This is a genomic window from Anaerotignum sp. (assembly GCF_040307045.1).
GTDB lineage: Bacteria > Bacillota > Clostridia > Lachnospirales > Anaerotignaceae > Chakrabartyella.
Window position 1 is genome coordinate 33,878 of sequence record NZ_JAWRKF010000006.1, and the last position, 23,740, is coordinate 57,617.

The window sequence follows — 23,740 nt, forward strand, 5'->3', positions numbered from 1 at the left end:
TAAGTTGCCTTTTCTATATAAATGTGATAAAATTATAAACTAGTACGGATTTATAAGGAGAAACAATAAAATTCGAATTTAGGATCAACAGGAGGGAATCTATTGAATAAATACTGGAAGCCCATAGGGCTGTATGCGTTGATTTTTGTTATTATTTTGGCTGTTTTGGCCTTCAATAATGAGGGAATTACACCGCCTCAGAAGGATCAAAAAGCGTATACTTACAGTGATCTGGTTAGTGAACTGGAAGGTAGCAATATAAAAGAGCTTGAGGTTAGCAGAAGCAAAGAGGTGAGTGACTTTGGTACCGTGGAGGCGACTCTTAGCGATGGTAGCGTTATTTCTGTGAATATCCCCAGCATTTCTACTTTCCAAGAGAGGGTAGATCAAAAGGTTGCTGATGGTGACGCAATTAAGGTAACTACTAAAGATGTGCAAAAGGAAAGTTTGCTTTCAGCATTATTGCCATCTTTGATTATGATGATTGTAATGGTTCTGTTTTTTATGTTGTTGTTTAACAAGCTACAAGGCGGCGGAAGTAAAATGGCCACATTTGGAAAGAGCAAAGCCAAAATGAGCGTTGAAGGGGAGAATAAAATCACCTTCGAAAACGTTGCAGGTTGTGACGAAGAAAAGGCAGAGCTAGAAGAGCTGGTGCATTTCCTTCGTACCCCTCAGAAGTTTACGGATTTAGGAGCACGTATTCCAAAAGGCGTGCTCTTGGTTGGACCCCCAGGAACGGGTAAAACGTTGTTGGCAAAGGCTGTTGCAGGTGAAGCGGGTGTGCCATTCTTTAGTATCTCCGGTTCTGACTTTGTTGAAATGTTTGTTGGTGTCGGCGCATCTCGTGTACGCGACTTATTTGAACAGGCTAAGAAAAATGCACCAAGCATTGTTTTTATTGATGAAATTGATGCTGTAGGCCGTCGTAGAGGTGCAGGCCTTGGCGGTGGACATGATGAAAGAGAACAGACATTGAACCAGTTATTGGTTGAAATGGACGGTTTCGGAATTAACGAAAGTATTATCATTATAGCGGCAACAAACCGGGCTGATATCTTAGACCCTGCATTGCTACGCCCCGGTCGTTTCGATAGACAGGTTTATGTAGGTAGACCGGATGTGAAGGGTAGAGAAGCAATTTTGCGTGTTCACTCCAAAGGAAAGCCCCTCTCACCTGAGGTTGATTTAAAAGTTGTTGCCCAAACCACAGCTGGGTTTACCGGTGCAGACTTGGCGAACCTTTTGAATGAAGCCGCTTTATTATCAGCTAGAGCAAATAAGTCTGAAATCGATATGGAAGAAATACAAAAGGCGCTGATAAAAATTGGCGTTGGTACGGAGAAAAAGACACGAGTGATTTCAGAGAAAGAAAAATATATTACTGCTTATCACGAAAGTGGGCATGCCATTTTATTTGAAGTGCTCAGTGAGCTAGACCCTGTTCACAGCATTTCTATTATTCCTACTGGTATGGCAGGGGGATATACCATGCCTTTGCCCGGTGAAGATAAAATGTATATGACCAAGTTGTATATGGAACAAGAAATCATCAGTTTCTTGGGTGGTCGTGCTGCAGAGTATATTGTAATTAAAGATATTACCACTGGTGCTTCAAATGATATTGAACGTGCAACGGCAATGGCAAGAAATATGGTTACAAAGTACGGTATGAGTGATGTGCTTGGGCCGATCCAGTTTGGCGAGGACAGCAATGAAGTTTTTATCGGCAGAGATTGGGGTCAGCAGCGTAACTATAGTGAGGCAGTTGCCACCACAATTGACCAAGAGGTAAACCATATTGTGACTCATGCATATGACGAGGCAATACGAATTTTAAAAGAGAATATGGAAGTATTGCACGCTTCTGCCAAACTGCTTGTAGAAAAAGAAAAAGTAACCGGCGATGAGTTCCGTGCTTTATTTGATCCTAAGGTTCGCAATGAAATTTTAGGGATTGCCGCGGAAGTGCCCAAGGAAATGAGTCATTCCCAGAACATAAGAGAAGAACGAGAGGAGCAAGACTAATGGATTTTAACAACATTGTACCAGGTATTACTTTTGAAAGAGAATATATCGTTGAGGAGGCAGATACAGCCACTGTTTTTGGTAACGATAATGTACCTGTTTTCGCATCTCCAAGACTATTATCATGGATTGAAGGAACATCAATTGGCGCGGTAAAGCCTTTCCTTCCCGAAGGTTGGGAAACAGTAGGAACCTCTTTTGATTTTAAACATATGGCTGCAACACCGGTTGGTATGAAAGTAAGGGTTGTAGTAGAGCTGACAGAAGTAAATGGTAAGCTTTTGACATTCCAAATTAAGGCTTACGATGAGGTGGATAAAATTTGTGAGGGCACACATGGTCGTGCAATCATTGAATTACAAAAATTTATGAGCCGTGTAAGTAGCAAGGCAAAAGCGTAAGATAGAATGAAGAGCGTCTCAAGGCGCTCTTTTTTTTGACGGAGGTGATTTTATGTATCGGATACTAGAAATTTTACGTCGGGAACAAGGATTTCTTTCTGGGGAGGAAATTGGACAACAGTTGGATATTAGTCGTGCCGCTGTGTGGAAAGGAATTAAGAAGTTAAGAGAAGAGGGCTATGAGATAGAAGCTGTAACCAATAAGGGGTATCGTCTAATCCTTCATGATACATTATATAATGATAAGGAAATTGCCCAGGGGTTGTCAACGAAAAAGCTGGGAAGGTCAATTTATTTCTACAAAGAAACAGATACCACCAATGGTCGCCTAAGAGACTTGGCAGTAAGGGGGGCTCCTGAGGGAACCATTGCTGTGGCAGAACAGATGACAGCTGGACGAGGTCGTCGGGGGCGTCACTGGGAAGCACCAGCAGGATCAGGGATTTGGATGAGCATACTGCTTAGACCAACTATTTTACCATCTGAGGCATCTGTGCTGACCCTTTTGGCAGGCCTGGCTGTTTGTGAGGCATTAGAGGAGGAGACTGGTCTAACCCCTAAAATAAAGTGGCCCAATGATATTATGTTAAATGGTAAGAAATTAGTTGGTATTCTAACGGAGATGGACTGCGAAATGCAGGCCACACATTTTGTAATTGTTGGGATTGGGATTAATGTGAACACAACCCAATTTCCCGAGGGAATTCATGAAATAGCAACCTCTCTCTACATGGAAAATGGGAGAACTTATTCAAGAAAAAACATATTACAAAAAGTTCTGGTCAACTTTGAAAAATTATATGAGGAATTGATTGAGGCCCATTGTAGCTTTCAGCCGTTCCGTTCCAGATATAAGGAAAAATGTATTACCCTAGAACAAGATGTTAAGGTTTTAGGAAAAGAAACGTATTTTGCCCATGCAGAAGATATTACGCCAGAGGGAGAGTTGGTTGTAATCAGAAAAGATACGGGCAAGCGAGAAGTTATATTTTCTGGAGAGGTATCAATTAGAGGAGGATACTAAGATGAGTGATTTCGTTTTAGCTGCTGCTAGCTACGAGAAACAAAAATATTTTTTGGAACCCAAATTCCAAACATTACCCGAATCCATTCAAGAAGAATTACAAATTATTTGCGTTACCACAGCACAAAAACTCGGATGTACTTTTTTAATGGGTTTTCGTGAGGATGGCGAGGTTTATTTTGAAACAGTGAAAAGGGAAAAAGATATTAATTTTGATGAGATTGGGGCAGAACTAGAAGTGAAGGAAATTATCCGTGTTCATAAGGATCTAATTGCCTCATTAAAGGTATGGTTCACCATATTTTTTACAAAAGAAGGGGAAGAATTAAAGGATGAACTTTTAAAAAAAGGCGAAAAATGAAGAAACATTGTACAAAAATTAACAAAATTTTTAAAAATATATTGTAATTATTTCATTAGCTGTTATAATGGTGCATGGTAAGCTTCCTAAGAAAAAACAGAGTGAGATGTCATGGTTATAAGGATAATCAGATATACTCCAAATGGCTAGAAGGCGGAACCGCATAAAAACCTAGTAATCTTATATCTTCCGGTAATCGGAGCATAAGAGTGAGAATGAAAGGAGTAATTACGATGAATGGACAAGCAGTGGCAGTAAAAGGTGGAAGTAGGCTTTCGGCAAAGGATTTAACAACGACAGGTATGATGATTGCCATCATTTTGTTGATGTCCTTTACGCCATTAGGCTATCTTCGAACGGCAGGGTTAGAGGTGTCGCTAATAACCATCCCTGTGGCAATTGGTGCAATGATTTTGGGACCAAGGGCGGGGTTGCTGTTGGGTACAGTTTTTGGATTAACCAGTTTTTATCAGTGTTTTGGTATGAGCCCTTTTGGTGCGGCTCTTTTGGGAATCAACCCTTTATTAACATTTATTGTTTGTGTTCCAACAAGAGCTTTGGTTGGATGGCTTACAGGTTTGATTTTTAAAGTGATTGAGAAGATGGATCGCTCTAAAGCAGGGTGCTATTTTATTGGCGGGTTCATCGCAGCATTATTGAATACTCTATTTTTTATGGGTGCTTTAATGTTGTTTTTCTGGAATACGTATTACATTCAGTCCATTAACGCTAGTATTGGCAACCTAAGCATTTTTACGTTTGTGATTGCCTTCGTAGGTGTGAATGGCTTGTTGGAATTGCCGGCAACTTGTATTGTTGGTGGTGCTGTTTCCAAAACACTTAAAAAAGTATTATATAAAAAGATTCGTTCAAACTAAGGGGAATGGTAAGGGTGCGGGTCAATCCGCACCTTTTTAAACCTTGTTTTGAGGAGAGGGCAAAATGATATTAGTAATCGATGTAAGTAATACCAACACAATTTTAGGGGTATTTGACGGAGAAGTTCTTGTTGCAAATTGGAGACTATCTACGTTAAGTAGCCGAACTTCTGATGAAACGGGCATATTAATTCGTTCGTTATTTAATCATTCCGATATTTCGGTAATAGATATTGAGGCAGTTATTGTTTCCTCCGTAGTTCCCAACGTAATGTATTCTTTGACCAATGGAATAAGAAAATATTTGAAGCGAGAAGCCATGATTATTCGCTCGGGAATGAAGACAGGTATAAATCTAAGAATGGAAAACCCAAAAGAAATGGGGACAGATCGTATTGTAAATTTGGTGTCAGCCTATGAGAGATATGGCGGCCCTGCTATTGTAATCGATTACAGTACGGCTACAACCTTCGATGTGGTAAGTGGTGAGGGAGAGTTTGTAACAGGAATTACTGCACCAGGCCTTCAGGTTTGTGCGGAGGCGTTATATCAAAGGGCGGCAAAATTACCGAAGTTTGAGATTGTTGCTCCCGATAGCATCATTACAAAAAACACCGTAGAAAGTATGCAGGCAGGCCTTATCATCAGTCATATTGGTGAAACCATTTATATGATTGAGCAAATTCGTGAAGAATTGGGCTTTCCTAATTTAAAAGTAATTGCTACTGGTGGACTTGCCAAAGTTATCGATGAAAACGAAGAAATATTTGATGTATATGACCCTGTTCTTGCGTTGCATGGGTTGCGGCTCATTTACGAGAAGAATAAGAACAGACGACAGGGGGAAAGTAAATGCTTCTAGTAATAGATGTTGGGAATACGAATTATGTTTTAGGGGTATATCATGGAGAAAAGCTGGTAAAATGTTGGCGAATGGCAACAGGAAGCAACAAAACAGCTGACGAAACGGGAATATTTCTCTATGGCCTTTTTGATACTGCAGGCTTTGATGTTAAGAGAATTGAGGCAGTCATCATTTCTTCAGTGGTTCCTGATATTATGTATTCCTTGACTCAAGGTATTCGGAAATATTTCAACATTGACCCTATGATTGTAAGTGCAGGTATGAAAACCGGCATTGTTATTAAGCGTGACAACCCAAAGGCTGTAGGGGCGGATCGAATTGTAAATTTGGTTGCAGCAAATGAGATTTATGGTGGGCCGGCAGTGGTAATCGACTATGGCACTGCCAATACCTTTGACGTAATTAATGAAAAGTCTGAGTTTATTACAGGTCTTATCACACCAGGTATTTCCATTTGTGCAGAAGCCTTATATCAAAGGGCAGCGCAAATTCCAAAGGTGGAGATTAAGAAGCCTAAGTCTATTATTGTTAGAAATACAGTGGGTAGTATTCAAGCTGGATTGGTTATTGGTCATATTGGTCAAACCAAATATATTATCCAACAATTGAAGGAGCAGCTTCAGCTTCCGGATATGAAAGTAATCGCAACAGGGGGCTTAGCCAGGGTGATAGATCCAGATAAACAAATTTTTGATATTTTAGACCCTGTTTTAACATTAAAGGGCCTAAAGATTTTATATCATAAAAATCGATAACGGAAAAGACGGGGGTTCCTCGTCTTTTTTCTTGCAACAAATAAAAATGTTTGGTATGATTAGAAACCGAAGAAAGATTGGAGGTGTTTCCATGCGAATTGGAAATGTAGAGCTTGAGAATAATGTTTTCTTAGCACCAATGGCTGGTGTCACTGACTTGCCTTTTCGACTTTTGTGTAAGGAAATGGGTTGTGGGTTAGTTTACTCAGAAATGGTAAGTGCAAAAGGAATTTTATATGATAATAAAAATACCACAGAGTTATTGACAGTTGAGGCAGCTGAACGTCCAACGGCAATACAGCTTTTTGGTTCGGATCCTGAAATTTTGGGTGAGATGGGGAAAAAAATTGAAGAATATCCTTTTGATATTATAGATGTAAATATGGGGTGCCCTGCCCCAAAGATCGTGAAAAACGGTGAGGGAAGCGCTTTAACAAAAGATCCCCTACGGGTGGGAGAAATCGTTAAGGCTTTGGTAGAGACGCAGAAAAAACCTGTAACCATAAAGTTTCGTAAAGGTTTTGATGACAACCATATTAATGCTCCGGAAATTGCGAAGATAGCCGAGGCGAATGGAGCAGCTGCCGTTGCAGTTCATGGCAGAACCAGAGAGCAGTATTATAGCGGAAAGGCGGATTGGGACATTATTCGTCGGGTAAAAGAGGCTGTATCTATTCCGGTTATTGGAAATGGAGATGTGTTTACTCCACAAAATGCTAAGGACTTATTTGATTTTACTGGCTGTGATGCCATTATGGTAGGTCGTGGTGCCCAGGGAAATCCATGGATATTTAAGAGAATTCTACATTATTTGAAAACAGGTGAGCTTTTACCTGAACCAACAGCCAAGGAGAGGGTAGAGGAGGCTCTGCGTCATGCTCAGATGCTGATAGAATACAAGGGGGAATATGTCGGTATTCGTGAAATGAGGAAACATATGGCTTGGTATATGAAGGGATTGCCGGGTGTTGCTGAATTGAGAGGGAACTTGAACTATACTGAAAGTTTATGTGAGATGGAAAGTCTCTTGGTCAAGTATTTGGAAGGACATAAATAAGCGTTAAACCTTTTTGAAACAACTAGTCTTTTGTATCCTAGCATAGAGAAGGACATATAAACTTCATTTTCAAGGGTATAAGTAAAAGCCCTCATTGTCGGATAAAACCGGCATTGAGGGCTTTTCATTTGATTACTTAAGGCTAGCAAGATTGTCCCAATTAAATTTAAAGAATATCAACCACTTCATATCCTGCATCTGTAACGGTTTTGACCAATGTTTCATCGTTTATTTCTTTTGAGAGGGTTACAGTGGCACTTTTTTCGTCCAAACTAACTTCAGATGTTACACCATCAAGGGCGTTTAATGCTTTTTCAACTCTACCTGTGCAGTGTCCGCAGGACATTCCTTCAATTTTTAATACTTTTTTCATGATGATTTCCTCCTTTTGCTGTTGCTTTGAATGAATAGGTAACGTATTTGCAATGTGTTTTTCTGGTCGGAAGAGCTTTAATCTTAAGGCATTGCCGACTACAAAAACCGAACTAAAGCTCATAGCTGCAGCGGCAAACATAGGATTTAATTTTAATCCAAATGATGGAAAGAATATACCTGCTGCCAGAGGGATGCCTAAGGTGTTGTAAAAAAATGCCCAGAATAAGTTTTGCTTAATATTGCGTATGGTTGCATGACTTAGCTGTATAGCGGTCACAGCATCCAATAAATCGCTTTTCATTAGAACGATATCAGCTGATTCCATGGCAACATCGGTGCCGGCACCGATTGCAATGCCTACATCGGCACGGGTAAGGGCGGGTGCATCATTAATCCCATCCCCGACCATAGCAACTTTTTTGCCCAATTCTTGCAGGCGGCGAACCTCTTGTTCTTTATCTTGAGGCAATACATCCGCAATGGCCTGAATGCCTAATTTGTTTGCAATGGCATCAGCAGTTCTCTGGTTATCACCTGTTAGCATGACAACATCGATACCCATGTGATGGAAGGCGTCCACGGCATCCTGACTACTCTCTTTTAAGGTGTCTGCCAATACCAACATACCTAAAAATTGATTGCCTTCTGCAAAATACAAAGGGGTTTTTCCCTCATTTGCCAGGGCCTCACTTTGTTGTAGGTAAGCGCTGATGTCTATATTTTTTACTTGCATCATTTTTAAATTTCCACCACAAATTAGTTTACCATCAATTTCTGCTTCAATGCCTTGTCCTGGAGTTGCCAATAAATTTTTGGCTTCCAGTGTTGCGATTTCGTTTTCCTTAGCATATTCTACTACGGCCTGTGCCAAGGGATGTTCCGAAAGAGACTCTAAAGATGCTACCATACGCAGGAACGGATTTTTAAGTACCCCCTTTGCTGGGATGATATCCGTTACCTTTGGTTTTCCTTCTGTAAGAGTTCCTGTTTTATCTAAAACAACGATATCCAATTGGTGGGCGATCTCTAGGCTTTCAGCAGATTTAATTAAGATGCCGTTCTCAGCTCCTTTGCCTGTACCAACCATAATAGCTGTGGGAGTGGCTAAACCCAATGCACAAGGGCAAGAAATAACCAAAACTGCAATGCCGATGGAGAGTGCAAAGGCGAAAGGTTGACCGGCAATTAACCATACAACGGCTGAAACCAGAGCAATGGCAATTACAATGGGCACAAATACACCGCTTACTTTATCCGCCAATTTGGCAATAGGGGCCTTAGAAGCTCCGGCCTCTTCCACAAGGGTAATGATTTGAGAAAGGGTAGTATTTTTGCCCACACGAGTGGCAGTCATTTTGAAGTAGCCGCTTTTGTTCACGGTGGCTCCAATGACTGAGTCTCCGGCCTGCTTTTCCACAGGGATACTTTCTCCGGTGATGGCACTTTCGTCAATTGCGGAAAAACCATCAATGATGGTGCCATCTACAGGAATGCTATGACCGGGGCGTACTATAATGACATCACCCTCATGCACATCCTCGATGGGTACTTCCATTTCTACGCCGTTTTTGATCACAGTGGCCATTTTAGGGGCTAAGTTCATTAATTTGCTAATGGCCTCTGATGTTTTACCCTTGGACCGAGTTTCCATATATTTACCTACGGTGATTAAGGTAAGGATCATTGCCGCTGACTCAAAGTAAAGTTCCATGCCATAATGATGGGCATGCATTAGGTCGCCACGGCCCGTGTAATATGCCATAGCAAATATAGCAAAAACACTATATAACACGGATGCGGCAGAACCTAAAGCGATGAGAGAGTCCATATTGGGGGATCTGTTCCATAAAGCTTGAAATCCAACCGTAAAGTATTTTTTATTGATAAAAAGCACTGGGAGCGTTAGAAATAGCTGTACCAAAGCAAATATTAAGATGTTTTCTTCACCTAGTAGAATGGCTGGTAAGGGGGCACCCATCATATGACCCATTGAAATATAAAATAAAGGAATTAAAAAACAAAAAGAAGAAATAAGTCTAAACTTCATCTCTTTCATTTCATCTTCTGCAATATTTTGTGGGGATAGAGCTTCAGTTTTGGCATCGGCTAGGGATGCGCCATAACCACCACTTTTGACAGCTTGAATAATAGCACTACTGTCAACAATTTCTGGTTCAAAGGTTACGGTCATAGAGTGCTGTAATAAGTTAACATTGACAGATTGAACGCCATTCAGCTTACCTACACTTTTTTCCACATGGGCGGAGCAGGCAGAACAAGTCATCCCTGTAACGTTGAATTTTTCTTTCATTATTTCACCTCAATCTAGTTAGTATAGAATAACTATGATAAGTGTATTCCTTTTAACTGGTAATGTCAACATTGTTTTCCATATCAAAGATAGTCTGTACTAAAGCCAAGGAAAAATAAGTTTAAATCAGTAAAGTTATATGTTAAACTATGGAAAAAAGGAGGGATACTATGCAAAGAGAAATGCGCCGCAAAGATAGGCTAGTATCAGAAGAAAAAGCCCGTGAGGTTATAGAAAAAAGTGAATATGGTATGCTGTGTTCAGCAAGTTTGGAAGGCTGGCCTTATGCCGTGGCGGTTAGCCATGTTTTACATGAGAATTGTATTTATTTTCATTGTGCCTTGGAGGGGAGAAAACTAGATAATATCAAGGAAAATCCCCGTGTTTGCCTAAGTTTTGTAAGTAGGGCTGATGTTGAGCAAGAGGCATATACGGTACGTTACGAAAGTGCTGTTGTAGAAGGATTGGCACAGATGGTAGAGGATGAGGAGGAGAAATTACTTGCGCTACAATTGATTTGTAAGCGGTATTGTCCGGATTTGATTTCTAATCATTTTGAATATATTCAACCAAGGCTAAAATTTACGGGTGTATGCCGTGTTGAAATCCAAGAGATTGTAGGAAAGGCTAATGTAGGAAAGGGCTAATCCAAAATGAAGGGCTGCTCATGCTGTCTATGCTACTAATATAAGGAAACTACATAACAAAGGGCAGATCTCAAATTGACATCTGCCCTTTGTATTATTTTATGAAAAGTAAATATTATCTGTCGTTCATTGCACCCATTTTATCAAAAATATGAAAAAGTAGGCTTAGGCCCATACCTACCAGAGCAGCCAAGGACATGCCAGTCAAGGCTATGCTTCCTAAGTTAATGGATATACCAGAAAGGCCGACTACGAAGATAACAGAAGTTAATGCAATATTTCTGGATTTATCAAAATCTACTTTAGAATCTACGAGAATACGAAGGCCTGATGTACCAATCATACCATAAAGTAAGAAGGAGATACCACCGATAACAGGGCCGGGAATGGTACCAATTAAGGCTGTCAACTTACCGATGAAGGAGCAAACGATGGAAAGCACAGCAGCACCAGCAATAACGCGTACACTATAAACCTTTGTGATTGCCATAACACCGATGTTTTCACCATAGGTTGTAGTTGGTACAGAACCGATAAAACCAGATAGCATGGTTGAGAAATTATCAGCAAACAAAGAGCGATGTAGACCAGGGTCTTTTAATAAATCGTGTCCGATGATTTTACTTGTTACAATCTGATGACCAATATGTTCAGAAATGATTACCAATAAAGCGGGAAGCATAATAATGATTGCCTGGGCGCTAAATTTAGGTGAAGAGAAGTTGGGTAATGCAAACCAGCCTGCCTCGGCAACAACTCCAAAGTCTACAAGGCCAACAAAGTACGCTGCAAGGTATCCACAGATAACAGCAATAAGAATTGGGATTACTGCAAAGAATTTACGAAAAAGCACGGAGCCGAATACTGCAACACCTAAAGTCGCTAGAAAAACGATAACATTAGCATTTGCTGGGCCACCTTCAGCCAAAAGGCCAGCTGTGTCTGCCGCAGTGCCTGCCAATTCCAATCCGATTAAGGCAACAACAGGCCCCATTGCAGCTGGAGGAAGAATTACGTTGATCCAATCGGAACCAAATTTACTGATGATTGCGGCAACAATACAGCCACAGAATCCAACAACAACAAATCCGCCTAATGCATAGGGGTAGCCAAACTGTTCAATAATTAAAAGTCCTGGAGCAAGGAAAGCAAAGCTTGAACCTAAATAAGCTGGAGATTTTCCTTTGGTAATAAAAATGAAGAGTAATGTGCCGAGACCGTTCATAAAAAGAACAACGGCGGAATTGATGCCAAAAAGGAAGGGAACTAACACTGTTGCACCAAACATGGCAAACATATGCTGCAAGGATAGGGGTGCCAGGAGAGAAAAAGGAACCTTTTCATCCACCTGTATGATTTTACGGTTTTCCAAAATAATTACCTCCTTAAGTAGTGGTTATGTGATTAATAATGGCAAGATAATAGCTTTTTGGACATTAATACCATATTTTTCTGTTACAAGAAACAAAAACTGATTTTAGCGCCTGAAAGATTATAGCATCCTCTTTTTCTTCTGGCAATGAAAAATATAATAAATTGTTACAAATTGTCGATATGCCATAAAATTTAAAAAAATGAGGGAACCAATAGGAGCAATCTACCAGAGTATTTCTGCCAATAGAAAAAAAATTTAAAAAGTTACCATGATAGTATTGCTGCGTTCGAGAAAAAATAATTAATGAAAAATTTTTAAAAAAGTTGGAACTTTTTAAAATCACCCTCGTCTGACCTTATGAAAGTAATTACTTAAACTGATAATTCAAGGAGGAAAATAATATGAAAAGATATACAAAAGCAATGGCAATGGGTATGGCGTTTGCAATGATGGGGAGTACAGTGGCTTTCGCAGAGGCAAAGGAAGCTGAAACATTATTAATTGCAACAGAAACAACTAATGCAGTAAAAGCTGATGAAGCAGCAAATTATTTAAGCCAGAGTGGTAAAGTTGTTTCTGTCACAGCAGGAGAAAATGGTTCTTATGAAGTTTTAATTGACAATGAAGATGGCGGGTTACGTTTTATGGTTGCAGCAGGAACCGTTATTGTTGATAGGGCTGATGGTACTTATTTAACAGCTGACAAATTAACGGAAGGCATGGAAGTAGCAGTGGTTTTTGGTGCTAACAGTCCTATGGGTATGAGCATGCCTCCTTTCTTAGGCCAGGTTACAGCCGTTGTAGCAAATGCAGATGAGGGTAGCTTTGTTGTGGGGTCTTTCGATGAAAATTTGCTGAGCAAAAAGGATATGTTGGTATTAAATATTAGCAAAGACACAGCAATTCAGAGTACATTGGGCACAAAGCAAATGTTTACTGCTGAAAATGTAAAGGGAAAAGTTGCTCTCGTATTCTTTGATATCACAACAAGGAGCATTCCTGCACAGACAAATCCCTCCTTTGTTTTGATTCTGGAAGAAAAGACTACTGTTGAGGAGGAAGTTGAAGAAGAAGTGAAAGCAAAAACAGGCGAAGAATTAGTTGCTCTTCGTGATACAGCAGAAGAAATGGGTTACTCAGTAAAATGGCAGGGTAAAGACAAGCCTGTTTTGGTAGAAAAAGATGAACAAGCAATGGAAATTACAATTGGTGCAACAAAGTATGTAGTTGATGATAAAGAAATGGAAGCAGACAGAGCTGCCACCATGGTTGATGGTGTGTTATATGTATCTGCTAGCATTTTAGGATAATGAAGGATTGAAAAAACGGCTTCTATAAGGAGCCGTTTTTTAAGTTTCAGTTACAAATTTACTTTATGATTACAGCAAATGAGTAATTTTTAAAACTTTTTTAGGGTTCACAGGGTCTATTAAGTAGAGCTTCTTCTAGGATTAGTTTGGCACGCAAATATTTTTCCAACCTTTGAAAATCTTTTTGGGTTAGGCCTGGTAAACGATTCAGATCCATATTATCCGCCAAGTCTGATAGCTTCACAGCAGTTGCCAAAGAATTTTTTGAAACTTCTTGAATATGTTCCATATAATCTTGGTTTTTATCTCGTGTAAGGCAAACTACAGCATCCACGATATTTTCTGAAAATCCTTCCTTTATGAGATCATCCACTGTTAAATCACTATCCTCCAAAGTATCGTGAAGGATAGCCACTATTTTTTCCTCTTGCGTTTTACAGCCAAGCATGACTCGGATGGGGTGCAGGATATAAGGATTTCCTCCTTTATCCAGTTGACCCTTATGGGCTTTTGCAGCGATAATTAAAGCGTTTTCCAACATAGGGGTTTCTCCTTTACATAGAGTTCTAAAAAAGTGTAGCACAAAAGATTGGGAAAAACAATAAAATAGGACCCAAATTGGAAAAATGCGTCAGCAAAATGTTACAAAATTTAATAAAATCTTCAATAACTTCTTAAGAAATTATGTTATGATTAAAATGAAAAATTTAAACGAAAAGGGGGCAAGGAAATGATTTTTTATTTCAGTGGAACAGGAAATTCATATGCCACTGCTCAATTTTTATCAGATAAACTTGGAGAGTCTTTGGTTGATATTGGGCAGGCTATGAAGCAAAATGAAACGGAATTTTTGTTAAAAGATGGTGAGAAATTAGGTTTTGTTTTTCCCATTTATGCATGGGCTCCACCAAAGATTGTATTGGATTTTGTAAAAAGAATAACGATTCATTGTAATGAGAAACCTTACACTTTTGGGGTCTGCACCTGTGGACAGTCAGCAGGAAATGCTATAGATATTTTGGAAGAAGCCCTAGGTAAAAAGGGTTTTATGTTAAATAGCGGGTTTTCTGTGATAATGCCTGATAACTACATTGTAATGTTTAAAGTAGATTCTTTAGCAAAGCAAGCAGAAATTTTAAATCATGCGCAGGAAACTTGGAAAAGGATTTTCTGGGCAATTAATCAGAAAAAATCAGGATTTTTCCGTGTCAAACGAGGCAAGTTAGGTGGACTTTTAACGAAGGTGGTTAGCCCATCCTTTCAGCGCCATGCAACAAAAACCAAACCATTTCATGTTACCACATCGTGTATTGGATGTGGCTTGTGTCAAAATGTTTGCACAGATAGTTGTATTGAGTTAAAACAGGGGATACCCATTTGGACAAAAGAGAGTTGCAATATGTGTTTGGCTTGCATTAACCGTTGCCCACAGAAGGCGATTGAATATGGAAAAAGGACAAAAAACAAAGGACGGTATTTCCACCCTTGCTTAAAATAGATTTAGATTGGAGAAGTAATAATGAAGAGAAAAAGATGGACAATTGGCCTATTGGCATTGGCGGTTGCCCTTGGGATTAGTGGCTGCGGACAAGGCAACACTGTGTCAGCGGCTGAACCGCTAATATTGCAGGTTGGACCGATGCAACCTGTGAAGCCGGAAAGGGCACAGTTTATTGGTGATAAAGAATCGCTTATTGAATATGCAGCACCCCTTGCTTTCGTTTTGGAGTATCCACGTACATCAAATGAGGCCATTAATAACCAAATATTAGAAATCGTACAGGATTTAAAAACTCAGTTTACAGAAAAATATGATTTAAAGGACGAAAAGGCTAAAAAAAGATTATCACAAAATGATTGTAGATCTTTTTTGTATTTAGATTATGATAGTTACTTGGCAAGCGATAATAAAATTTGTATTGTTTTTTATGAAACACAAGAGCCTGGGCCTGGCATAGCTTCTACTGAACGGGTTCATATTTATCATTTTGATACAAACACTGGTCAAAGAATTTCTGAAGAAGATCTGAGAAAAGACGGATTTTTAGAGGCAGTCTCTGCCTATACCATCAAGTATTTTACAGAAAATGAACCATACAAAGACAGAATTTTTGGTGATTATAAAATTACACTTGCACCTAATAATGGTAGATTTGATCGTTTTGCCTTAAATAGTGAGGGCGTAGTAATTTACTTTAACCAGTATGATATCTTCCCAGGCAGTATGGGTATGGTTAAACTATTAATACCCTACAGTGAGTTGGCAGGGCTTTTGAATGGGGTTGGAATTGAAGCACCACCAGTAGTGGAGGAAGAAGTAGCATCTGAGGTGGAGCCCGAAAAAAACAATGAGCGTAAAATTGATCCGGCAAAACCTATGGTTGCTTTGACTTTTGATGATGGACCAAATCCTGTTCATACAGAAAGGATTTTAGATGTACTAGAAAAACATAATGTAGTAGCTACATTTTTTGATCTGGGTAGCCTGGTGGAGGCCTATCCGAATACGGTTAAACGAGAAATTGCTTTGGGTTGTGAAGTTGGGAGCCATTCCTATTCCCATAAAAACTTTAATACTCTTTCTAAAGAGGCAATTGCCGAGGATGTAAGGATGACAGCAGAGGCATTTCGCAAGGCTGTTGGTTTTGAACCCACATTATTCCGTCCTCCATATGGAAACTGCAATGACTTTGTGAAGTCCCATATGCCCTTGGCTATGGTAACTTGGTCGGTGGATACATTAGATTGGAAGACAAAAGACCCCAAGGCAATTATGAATGTAATCCGTAGTGAGGAAAGCTTGGATGGTAAGGTGATCTTAATGCATGGAATTTATGAGACAAGTGCTAAGGCCACAGAACAGATGGTGCCATACTTATTGGAAAATGGGTATCAGTTGGTAACAGTTTCAGAAATTTTACAGTATAAACACGGAATGCAATTAGAGGGTGGGAAATACTACGGTTATAACTATTTCCAATAAGATAAGAATAGATTTATTTCAAGCTTGTATTATGGTTAAAGGTTGAACCGGAGGACACTAATTATTTCGTTAAAAAAACAGAAGACCCCTATTACCTATTTTAAGGTGATAGGGGCTTTTTCACGAAAAAAAGTTGGCATGAAAACGTAAGAAAAATTTGCATGGTTGGTAACTATGGGCGAAACAAATCTATGTAGGAAGTTTTGTTGGCTTACAAACGAAGACCCGTGGGCAAAGACCAATGGGTGTTGGTTAGGCTAAACAGACTGATTCAGGATCCTCCAGGGGGAAGAATTTATAGTAAAAGTATCCTTGTAAAACATCTCACTCTGATTTCGATAGCAATTTCAAGTTTTCTAAAGTTACTACCCCCTCGCAAACCACTGTTGTATGGAGGCCCTTTACCCATATATACGAAGAAGAAAGAAGAATGGATGAATTATAGTAAGATAAAAAGTGGATCCTTGGTTAGATGCGCTTTTAAAGACCAATAGACAGCTTTTTTTGAGGTATTAAAATTTATTTAATGATTTAATTGTAAGAACTTCTTCATGCTTGAGAAGGTTTCTTCGCTAATAACATGTTCTACGCGGCAGGCGTCCTCCAATGCCGTTTCTCTAGAAACACCAAAATGCATCAAAATTTCGGAGATCACACAGTGACGCTCATATGTACCTTGGGCTACTGCCTTGCCTTTTGATGTTAATTTAATACTCCCACGGTCCTCCATTTCGATAAAACCATCTGCCTTCAATTTTTTCATTGCATTACTGATGCTAGGTTTGCTAAATCCTAGGGCGGTTGCAATATCAATGGATCGAACGTGACCAGTTTGTTTCTCCAGCATATAAATTGTTTCAAGATAATTTTCCATTGATTCTTGGGTTTTCAAAGTAATCTCCCCCTAAGGCATTTTTTATTATGGTAACAAAAAAAATACAGATTGACAACGGTTTTATACAAATCCTCTTTTTTATGTCTTATTTTCGATAAAAAAAATGAGTTGGAAGTAAATTTTTCATTGACAAGTAAGGGAAAATGATGCAATATAAATACAAGGTTATGACAAGGGTGTCACAAAACAAAGTATGTTTTTTGACGCCTTTTTACATACGTAAGATGGATGCCTATATAGGCAGTTATTCAATTTGCTTGTTTCTGTAGTTTGATGCTTTCTCCTAACGTCAAACTATTTTGAATCAAACTTTTCATCTCTTCTAGTTGTTGCCTTACCGAATATAGCGAAAACACCCCCCAAAATGTTTTCGTTATATGGCGACAACAACCCTTAAGGATAAGCGGCTTTCTCCCACAAGAAAGCCGCTTATTCTTTCTATTAAAAATAAGAAAGGATGACTTCATAATGGAAAGATGTTGGACTGGGAAGGATTATTTTACACTTCGTGGAAAACTGCTTGAACAACAGGATGAAAAATATCGTTTGTTTCATGAAAAATTATTGCGATCATCCTTACCTGTAATGGGGATTCGTACGCCAATTTTACGCCAAACTGCCAAAGAGGTTGCAAAGAGGGCGGATATTCATTTTTTTGAGACATGCCATAAGGATACTTATGAGGAACGATTGCTATATGGTCTTGTTGCTGCACAACTACCTATGAGTTTCCAGCTGTTTTTGAGGTATTGTGATACATATTCTTATGAGTTTGTGGAAAACTGGGCTCATTGTGATATTTTTTGTGCATCCCTAAAAAAAATAGCATCTAAAAATGAAGAAGCACTCTTTGAACACGCCAAAGTCTACCTTGGGGCTGAAAATCCCTGGGTAGTTAGAGTTGGATTAATTATACTACTGGATTACTACTTGAAGGAACCGTATTTGAAGCAGGTCTTACAGCTTACAGATCAGGTGAGATCAGATTTTTACTATGTTCAAATGGGTCAGGCGTGGCTTTTGGCAACGGCATGGGCAAAGAATCCGAAAGTGGTAAGATGGTACTTAGCGGAAAGTTCATTGCCCTATGGGGTTAAGGTAAAATTTGTGCAAAAAGCGTGTGAATCTTATCGGGTTTCCACTGAGGATAAGGCGTGGCTTCGGGAGTGGAGAAGAAGATTGCAAGAAAGCAGGTGAGATTATGAAAGAGGAAAATTGGGAGAGAGTTACCCATACATTTTTGCCAATTTGCAATAGGCATAGCAAAGTGCTAATTTTAGGGACGGCGCCGTCAGTAAAATCTAGAGAGAATAATTTTTATTATGGACATCCACAAAATCGTTTTTGGAAGGTATTGGCGGCTACATGTGGAGTTCAGGTGCATGAAACGAGTGAGGAAAAAAAGACATTCTTACTTTCAAATGGTATAGCCATTTACGATGTAATTGAGAGTTGTGATATAAAGGGCAGCAGTGATAGTTCAATTCGTAATGTTGTGCCGGCCAATCTGAGTGAGATTTTAAACATTACAGGCGAAGTACCCATATTTGGAAATGGTGGAACGGCATTTCGCCTTTATCAGAAACACCAGCAAAAACAAACGGGAATCCCCATGGTGTTATTACCTTCTACCAGTCCGGCTAATGCGGCTTGGAACTTAGAAAGGCTCATTGAGGTATGGGGAAAGGAATTAAAGCCTTATTTGTTCGAGGGGTAGGAAGTATAGATTTTGTGGGCTTGTATGTCGAAATAAACGTTGACGAAACTAAAAATTAATGGTATAATGCATCGAAAGTGAATAGAGAACTTATCAAGAGTGGTTGAGGGACAGGGCCCTATGACACCCGGCAACCGGCGTTTTTACGCATCGGTGCCAATTCCCCCGTTTGGTTCAAACGGAAGATGAGAATGTATATTTTAGCCCTGTTGGGGCTTTTTTTAATGCCGAAAAGGCACTGTCATGGAAATGGTAAATTTTACATTTGCCTTTAGACAAATTGACAGTATAGTAAAACATCTCTCCCTGCACTCTATTCACAAGGAAAATTTTAATTATTTCAGGAGGGAAAAGAAATGAGTAGAAGATTATTTACATCCGAATCTGTTACAGAAGGGCATCCCGATAAAATTTGTGACCAGATCTCCGATGGTGTTTTGGACACATTATTGGCAAAGGACCCTAACGCCAGAGTAGCTTGCGAAACAGCAACAACAACAGGTATTATTTTTGTTATGGGTGAAATCACCACGAATGCCTATGTTGACGTAGAAAAAATCGTTAGAGAAACATTGAACGAAATTGGCTATAATCGTGCAAAATATGGCTTTGACAGCGAAACTTGTGCTGTTATTACCTCTATCCACGGTCAGTCTCCCGACATTGCTATGGGCGTTGATAAAGCATTGGAAAACAAAACTGGGCAGGATGACAGTGAGTTTGATACAGGCGCTGGGGATCAAGGTATGATGTTTGGTTTTGCCTGCGATGAAACAGAAGAGCTTATGCCTTTGCCTATCTCCTTGTCCCATAAGCTGACAAGAAGATTGACAGAAGTAAGAAAGAATGGCACTTTAGCATACCTTCGTCCTGATGGTAAATCTCAGGTAACTGTGGAGTATATTGATGATAAGCCGGCTAGAGTGGACACAGTGGTATTATCCACACAGCATGACCCAGAGGCAACAAATGAACAAATTAGAGGAGATATTATTGAGCATGTAATTAAAAAAGTCATTCCTGCTGAACTACTAGATGACAATACAAAATACTACATCAATCCAACTGGCCGTTTTGTAATCGGTGGACCTATGGGCGATAGTGGTTTGACAGGCAGAAAAATCATTGTAGATACCTACGGTGGCTATGCAGCCCATGGTGGTGGCGCTTTCAGTGGTAAAGATCCCACAAAGGTAGACCGTTCTGCTTGCTATGCAGCAAGACACGTTGCAAAAAATATTGTAGCTAGTGGTATTGCAAGAAAATGTGAAGTGCAGTTGGCATATGCAATTGGTGTTGCTCAGCCTGTATCTATCCTTGTTAACACTTATGGAACAGGCAAAGTATCTGACGAAGAAATCACTGAAATCGTTCAGAAGAATTTTGATTTGCGTCCTGCTGCAATCATTAAAAACTTCAATTTAAGAAGACCAATTTATAAGCAGGTAGCGGCTTATGGACATTTTGGCCGTACAGATTTAGATCTTCCATGGGAAAGACTGGATAAGGTTGAAGTATTTAAAAACAAGTTCTAATATATGAGGATTCCGAGAGGAATCCTCTTTTTTATGAAAAAATAAAAGAACAAAAGTTCCCTTTTTGTGGCCAATATGTTATACTAGGAAAAGATTTTTGCGGAGAGTGGAAGCTAGGTTGTTTTGTAGATTATAGTGAAAGATAAAGTTTGATAGAGGGTAAATCATTTTGTTGGGTTAGAGTAAATAATACACAGGAAATGGATTGGCCGTTATTGAAAGAATTAAAAATACCTAAATAGAAAAGAAAGGAGGGTGTGCATGGAGGATATCGTTTTAAAGGGTGAAATTGGTGATATTATTTATCAGAATAAGGAGAATGGATATACCGTTTTTACCATACTTGCCAAAGGAGAGGAAACCACCTGCGTTGGAGTAGTTCCTATGGTTCATGAGGGTGAGAGCTTAGAGGTACGAGGAAATTGGAGTAACCATCCTGCATATGGGAAACAGCTGCAAGTTCAGTTTTACGAAAAATCCATGCCCACCTCCCAATCTGGTATGGAAAAATATTTGGCATCAGGATTGATCAAGGGTTTGGGGCCAAAAACATCAAAAAAAATTGTGCAGCGTTTTGGCGACGCCTCATTTTATGTGATTGAGGAAAAGCCCGATTTATTGACGGAGATTAAGGGAATCACCCATGAAAAGGCACTTAGGATTTCTGAGATTTTTAGAGAGCAGCATGAATTACGAAAAGTGATGATGTTTTTGCAAGGTTTTGAAGTTTCCCCAGCTTATATTATGAAAATATACAAGAAGTATAAGGGTAGAACTTTTGAGGTGGTTAAGACCAATCCCTATCGATTGGCTGATGATGTGTTTGGCATCGGTTTTAAAATGGCAGATAAAATGGCAGCCAATGCCGGAATTGCTGAGGATAATCCAAATAGAATTAAGGCAGCTGTAAAATATGTGCTGAACCAAGCTGCATCCAATGGGGATTGTTTTTTACCAAAAGAGAAGCTGTTAAACCAAGCGGTTGAACTTTTGGAGTTGAATCTCTTATCGGTGGAAAATGCCATTCGAGAGTTGCAAGTAGAAAGCCAAGTTTGGCAAGAGAGGATGGGGGACACAGATGCTGTGTATCTTAACTTCTATTATTATGCTGAAATGGCTGTGGCAAAGCGTTTACTTGAGTTAACTATGGAATGGGAAGAGGTTGATTTAAATGCTCAGGAGAAGCAAATTCAGCAGGTAGAAAAAGAAACAGGAGTGCAGTTGGCGCCAGAACAGCGGCAAGCAGTTATTGAGGCAATGAGCGGTGGCGTTTTAATCATAACCGGTGGGCCTGGTACTGGTAAAACCACCACCATAAACACCATTTTACGGTTGCTTGAAAAAGAGGAAAAAGAAGTTGTACTCGCTGCACCCACTGGGCGTGCGGCAAAGCGAATGACTGAGGCAACAGGTATGGAAGCGAAAACCATTCATCGTTTATTGGGTACAACCTTTGTGAGCGAAGATAACCGTCGCCAGGTTTTTGATAAAAATGAAGATGACCCCATCGAAGCAGATGTCATTATCATAGACGAAACTTCTATGGTAGACCTGCCTTTGATGCATGCATTATTGCGGGCAATTGAAATTGGAACCAGTGTTATTTTTGTTGGGGATATGGATCAGCTGCCCTCTGTTGGAGCGGGGAATGTTTTGAAGGATATGATTCGATGTGATCGACTGAGGGTGGTGCGTTTGCGCCATGTGTTTAGACAGGCCCAGGAAAGCGCAATTATTATGAATGCCCACCGCATCAACCAAGGGGAGGATCCTATTTTAAATGAAAATGGTACGGACTTCTTTTTTCTGCGCCGTTCTTATGGGAGGGATGTTGTAGCTACTATTCAGGAGTTGGTAAAAACCCGTTTGCCCAAATATACGGGTCATGATGGCTTAGTGGATATGCAAATCCTAACGCCTATGCGTAAAGGCTTGTTAGGTGTGCAAAGCTTAAACCAAGTATTACAGCAAACCTTAAATCCGCCCCATTCAGATAAGGAAGAAAAGCAATTTCGCCAGACAACCTTCCGAGAGGGCGATAAAGTGATGCAAATTAAAAACAATTATAATATTGTTTGGCGGTGTTATAATAGCCATGGAAAGCGTACGGATGAAGGGCTTGGCATTTATAATGGGGACGCAGGCAGGATTACTAAAATAGAGGAAGATAACGAAATTTTGCAGGTGTTGTTTGACGATGGTAAGGTTGTAGATTATGATTTTAACCAGCTAGAAGAGTTAGAACTTGCTTATGCCATTACGATTCATAAGTCTCAGGGCAGTGAGTATCCGGTGGTGATATTGCCTATTTACAGCGGGCCACCTATGCTAATGACCAGAAATTTATTATATACGGCGGTAACAAGGGCTAAGGAGCTTGTGGTGCTGGTGGGACTAAAGGAAACGGTTAGTGGGATGATTGGCAATAATCGGGAGGTCTGGCGTTTTACAGGATTAGCAGAACGTATCCAAAATTTATATGACTTTATGTTTGAACAGGAGGATCAACCATGAGAAACTTAATCAGAGGGTTTTTAAATGTGTTGTATCCTCCTTATTGCGTTATTTGCGGTGAACTGTTATCTATTCAAGAATGGGACAACGGACTTTGTGATAAATGCAATAAAAAGTTACCTTTTCTTACGGGGAACAGATGCAATTTTTGTGGTCGGCGGTTACAATTTGGTGAGGTTTGTCATAGTTGTTTGGAGCATAGGCCGGTATTTGAGCGAGGGATATCGGTTTTTGACTACGAAGTATTGCGACAGGGCATTGCTCGATTTAAGTTTGACGGGGTGAAAGGGCATGGAGAAGTTTTTGGCGGAATCATGGTGCAGTACTTACTTTTAAATCATCCAGAATGGTTAGAACAGGTTGACTTCATGACGGGGGTGCCTTTACATAAACATAAAGAAAAGGAACGTGGCTTTAACCAAGCAGATATTTTGTGTAAAATCATTAGTGAAAACACAGGAATTCCTTATAGAGACAAAGTGTTAACCAGAACAAAAGCAACAAGACCCCAAAGCGAGCTTTCTGCCAAAGAGCGTCATGAAAACCTAAAAAATGTTTTTATAGCACAAGATTGTTTGGACAAACAAATTTTATTGGTGGATGATATTTTGACAACGGGGACAACATTAAATGAATGCAGTCGTGCCTTATATCGTGCAGGAGCCAAAAAAGTAAGTGTTTTTTGCCTTTCAGTAAGGGAGTAAGTGAT

At 39.7% G+C, this 23,740-nt stretch carries 21 protein-coding genes and 1 riboswitch; of the genes, 17 read left to right on the forward strand and 4 right to left on the reverse strand.

Translation table 11 applies throughout. The features are described from left to right. Nucleotides 1–102: 102 nt before the first annotated feature. From ftsH to dusB, 8 genes are all read left to right on the forward strand, one after another. Nucleotides 103–2,028, forward strand: coding sequence for an ATP-dependent zinc metalloprotease FtsH (gene ftsH / locus ABVZ64_RS05155; RefSeq protein ID WP_352399987.1), 1,926 nt, complete (start codon nt 103–105; stop codon nt 2,026–2,028). Then, nucleotides 2,028–2,429 carry a thioesterase family protein gene (locus ABVZ64_RS05160; RefSeq protein WP_352399988.1) on the forward strand — a complete coding sequence of 134 codons (402 nt, stop codon included), beginning with the start codon at nt 2,028–2,030 and terminating at the stop codon, nt 2,427–2,429. Before ftsH ends, ABVZ64_RS05160 begins: the two co-directional genes overlap by 1 nt. A 52-nt stretch (nt 2,430–2,481) precedes the next feature. Then, nucleotides 2,482–3,453: a biotin--[acetyl-CoA-carboxylase] ligase gene (locus tag ABVZ64_RS05165; protein WP_352399989.1), complete on the forward strand. Its 972-nt coding sequence runs from the start codon at nt 2,482–2,484 to the stop codon at nt 3,451–3,453. A gap of 1 nt (nt 3,454) precedes the next feature. Further along, nucleotides 3,455–3,814 carry a DUF6145 family protein gene (locus ABVZ64_RS05170; RefSeq protein ID WP_352399990.1) on the forward strand — a complete coding sequence of 120 codons (360 nt, stop codon included), beginning with the start codon at nt 3,455–3,457 and terminating at the stop codon, nt 3,812–3,814. 233 nt (nt 3,815–4,047) lie between these two features. Beyond that, nucleotides 4,048–4,692 (forward strand): ECF transporter S component, encoded by a 645-nt coding sequence (locus ABVZ64_RS05175; protein ID WP_352399991.1) that lies wholly within the window; start codon nt 4,048–4,050, stop codon nt 4,690–4,692. Between the two features lie 64 nt (nt 4,693–4,756). Next, nucleotides 4,757–5,554: a type III pantothenate kinase gene (locus tag ABVZ64_RS05180; RefSeq protein WP_352399992.1), complete on the forward strand. Its 798-nt coding sequence runs from the start codon at nt 4,757–4,759 to the stop codon at nt 5,552–5,554. Next, the gene (locus tag ABVZ64_RS05185; RefSeq protein WP_352399993.1) at nt 5,545–6,312 is read left to right on the forward strand and encodes a type III pantothenate kinase; all 768 of its coding nucleotides are present in this window, start codon (nt 5,545–5,547) and stop codon (nt 6,310–6,312) included. The genes ABVZ64_RS05180 and ABVZ64_RS05185 overlap by 10 nt, the downstream gene beginning before the upstream one ends. Before the next feature lie 91 nt (nt 6,313–6,403). Next, on the forward strand, nt 6,404–7,369 hold the full coding sequence (gene dusB / locus ABVZ64_RS05190) for a tRNA dihydrouridine synthase DusB (protein ID WP_352399994.1): 966 nt from the start codon (nt 6,404–6,406) through the stop codon (nt 7,367–7,369). A 166-nt stretch (nt 7,370–7,535) separates the two neighbouring features. Here dusB and ABVZ64_RS05195 read toward each other — a convergent pair whose 3' ends face one another. Then, nucleotides 7,536–10,055, reverse strand: coding sequence for a heavy metal translocating P-type ATPase (locus ABVZ64_RS05195; RefSeq protein ID WP_352399995.1), 2,520 nt, complete (start codon nt 10,053–10,055; stop codon nt 7,536–7,538). A 170-nt stretch (nt 10,056–10,225) separates the two neighbouring features. On the opposite strand from ABVZ64_RS05195, the gene ABVZ64_RS05200 reads away from it, so the two are divergent. Further along, nucleotides 10,226–10,702 (forward strand): pyridoxamine 5'-phosphate oxidase family protein, encoded by a 477-nt coding sequence (locus ABVZ64_RS05200; RefSeq protein ID WP_352399996.1) that lies wholly within the window; start codon nt 10,226–10,228, stop codon nt 10,700–10,702. 115 nt (nt 10,703–10,817) lie between these two features. On the opposite strand, the gene uraA is transcribed toward ABVZ64_RS05200, so the two are convergent. Further along, the gene (gene uraA / locus ABVZ64_RS05205) at nt 10,818–12,074 is read right to left on the reverse strand and encodes a uracil permease (RefSeq protein WP_352399997.1); all 1,257 of its coding nucleotides are present in this window, start codon (nt 12,072–12,074) and stop codon (nt 10,818–10,820) included. Nucleotides 12,075–12,478: 404 nt separating this feature from the next. On the opposite strand from uraA, the gene ABVZ64_RS05210 reads away from it, so the two are divergent. Next, nucleotides 12,479–13,387 (forward strand): stalk domain-containing protein, encoded by a 909-nt coding sequence (locus ABVZ64_RS05210; RefSeq protein WP_352399998.1) that lies wholly within the window; start codon nt 12,479–12,481, stop codon nt 13,385–13,387. A 100-nt stretch (nt 13,388–13,487) separates the two neighbouring features. On the opposite strand, the gene ABVZ64_RS05215 is transcribed toward ABVZ64_RS05210, so the two are convergent. After that, complete coding sequence (locus tag ABVZ64_RS05215; protein WP_352399999.1) at nt 13,488–13,928, reverse strand: HD domain-containing protein; 441 nt, start codon at nt 13,926–13,928, stop codon at nt 13,488–13,490. Nucleotides 13,929–14,117: 189 nt separating this feature from the next. On the opposite strand from ABVZ64_RS05215, the gene ABVZ64_RS05220 reads away from it, so the two are divergent. Further along, on the forward strand, nt 14,118–14,885 hold the full coding sequence (locus ABVZ64_RS05220) for an EFR1 family ferrodoxin (protein WP_352400000.1): 768 nt from the start codon (nt 14,118–14,120) through the stop codon (nt 14,883–14,885). Nucleotides 14,886–14,906: 21 nt separating this feature from the next. Further along, complete coding sequence (locus ABVZ64_RS05225) at nt 14,907–16,370, forward strand: polysaccharide deacetylase family protein (RefSeq protein WP_352400001.1); 1,464 nt, start codon at nt 14,907–14,909, stop codon at nt 16,368–16,370. Nucleotides 16,371–16,893: 523 nt separating this feature from the next. Here the strand turns inward: ABVZ64_RS05225 and ABVZ64_RS05230 are convergent. Beyond that, on the reverse strand, nt 16,894–17,262 hold the full coding sequence (locus ABVZ64_RS05230) for a metal-dependent transcriptional regulator (protein ID WP_352400002.1): 369 nt from the start codon (nt 17,260–17,262) through the stop codon (nt 16,894–16,896). 471 nt (nt 17,263–17,733) lie between these two features. Here ABVZ64_RS05230 and ABVZ64_RS05235 point away from each other — a divergent pair, with 471 nt between their 5' ends. The 5 genes from ABVZ64_RS05235 (at nt 17,734) to ABVZ64_RS05255 (ending at nt 23,735) form a co-directional block, all read left to right on the forward strand. After that, nucleotides 17,734–18,462 (forward strand): DNA alkylation repair protein, encoded by a 729-nt coding sequence (locus ABVZ64_RS05235; RefSeq protein ID WP_352400003.1) that lies wholly within the window; start codon nt 17,734–17,736, stop codon nt 18,460–18,462. Between the two features lie 4 nt (nt 18,463–18,466). Further along, a complete protein-coding gene (locus tag ABVZ64_RS05240) occupies nt 18,467–18,982 on the forward strand; it encodes a DNA-deoxyinosine glycosylase (protein WP_352400004.1) in 516 nt (171 codons plus the stop codon). 87 nt (nt 18,983–19,069) lie between these two features. Further along, a riboswitch (SAM riboswitch) is annotated at nt 19,070–19,174 on the forward strand. A gap of 164 nt (nt 19,175–19,338) precedes the next feature. Next, nucleotides 19,339–20,517: a methionine adenosyltransferase gene (gene metK, locus ABVZ64_RS05245; protein ID WP_352400005.1), complete on the forward strand. Its 1,179-nt coding sequence runs from the start codon at nt 19,339–19,341 to the stop codon at nt 20,515–20,517. A 261-nt stretch (nt 20,518–20,778) separates the two neighbouring features. Continuing rightward, nucleotides 20,779–23,031, forward strand: coding sequence for an SF1B family DNA helicase RecD2 (recD2, locus tag ABVZ64_RS05250; RefSeq protein ID WP_352400006.1), 2,253 nt, complete (start codon nt 20,779–20,781; stop codon nt 23,029–23,031). Further along, nucleotides 23,028–23,735 (forward strand): ComF family protein, encoded by a 708-nt coding sequence (locus ABVZ64_RS05255; RefSeq protein WP_352400007.1) that lies wholly within the window; start codon nt 23,028–23,030, stop codon nt 23,733–23,735. Before recD2 ends, ABVZ64_RS05255 begins: the two co-directional genes overlap by 4 nt. Nucleotides 23,736–23,740: the final 5 nt, after the last annotated feature.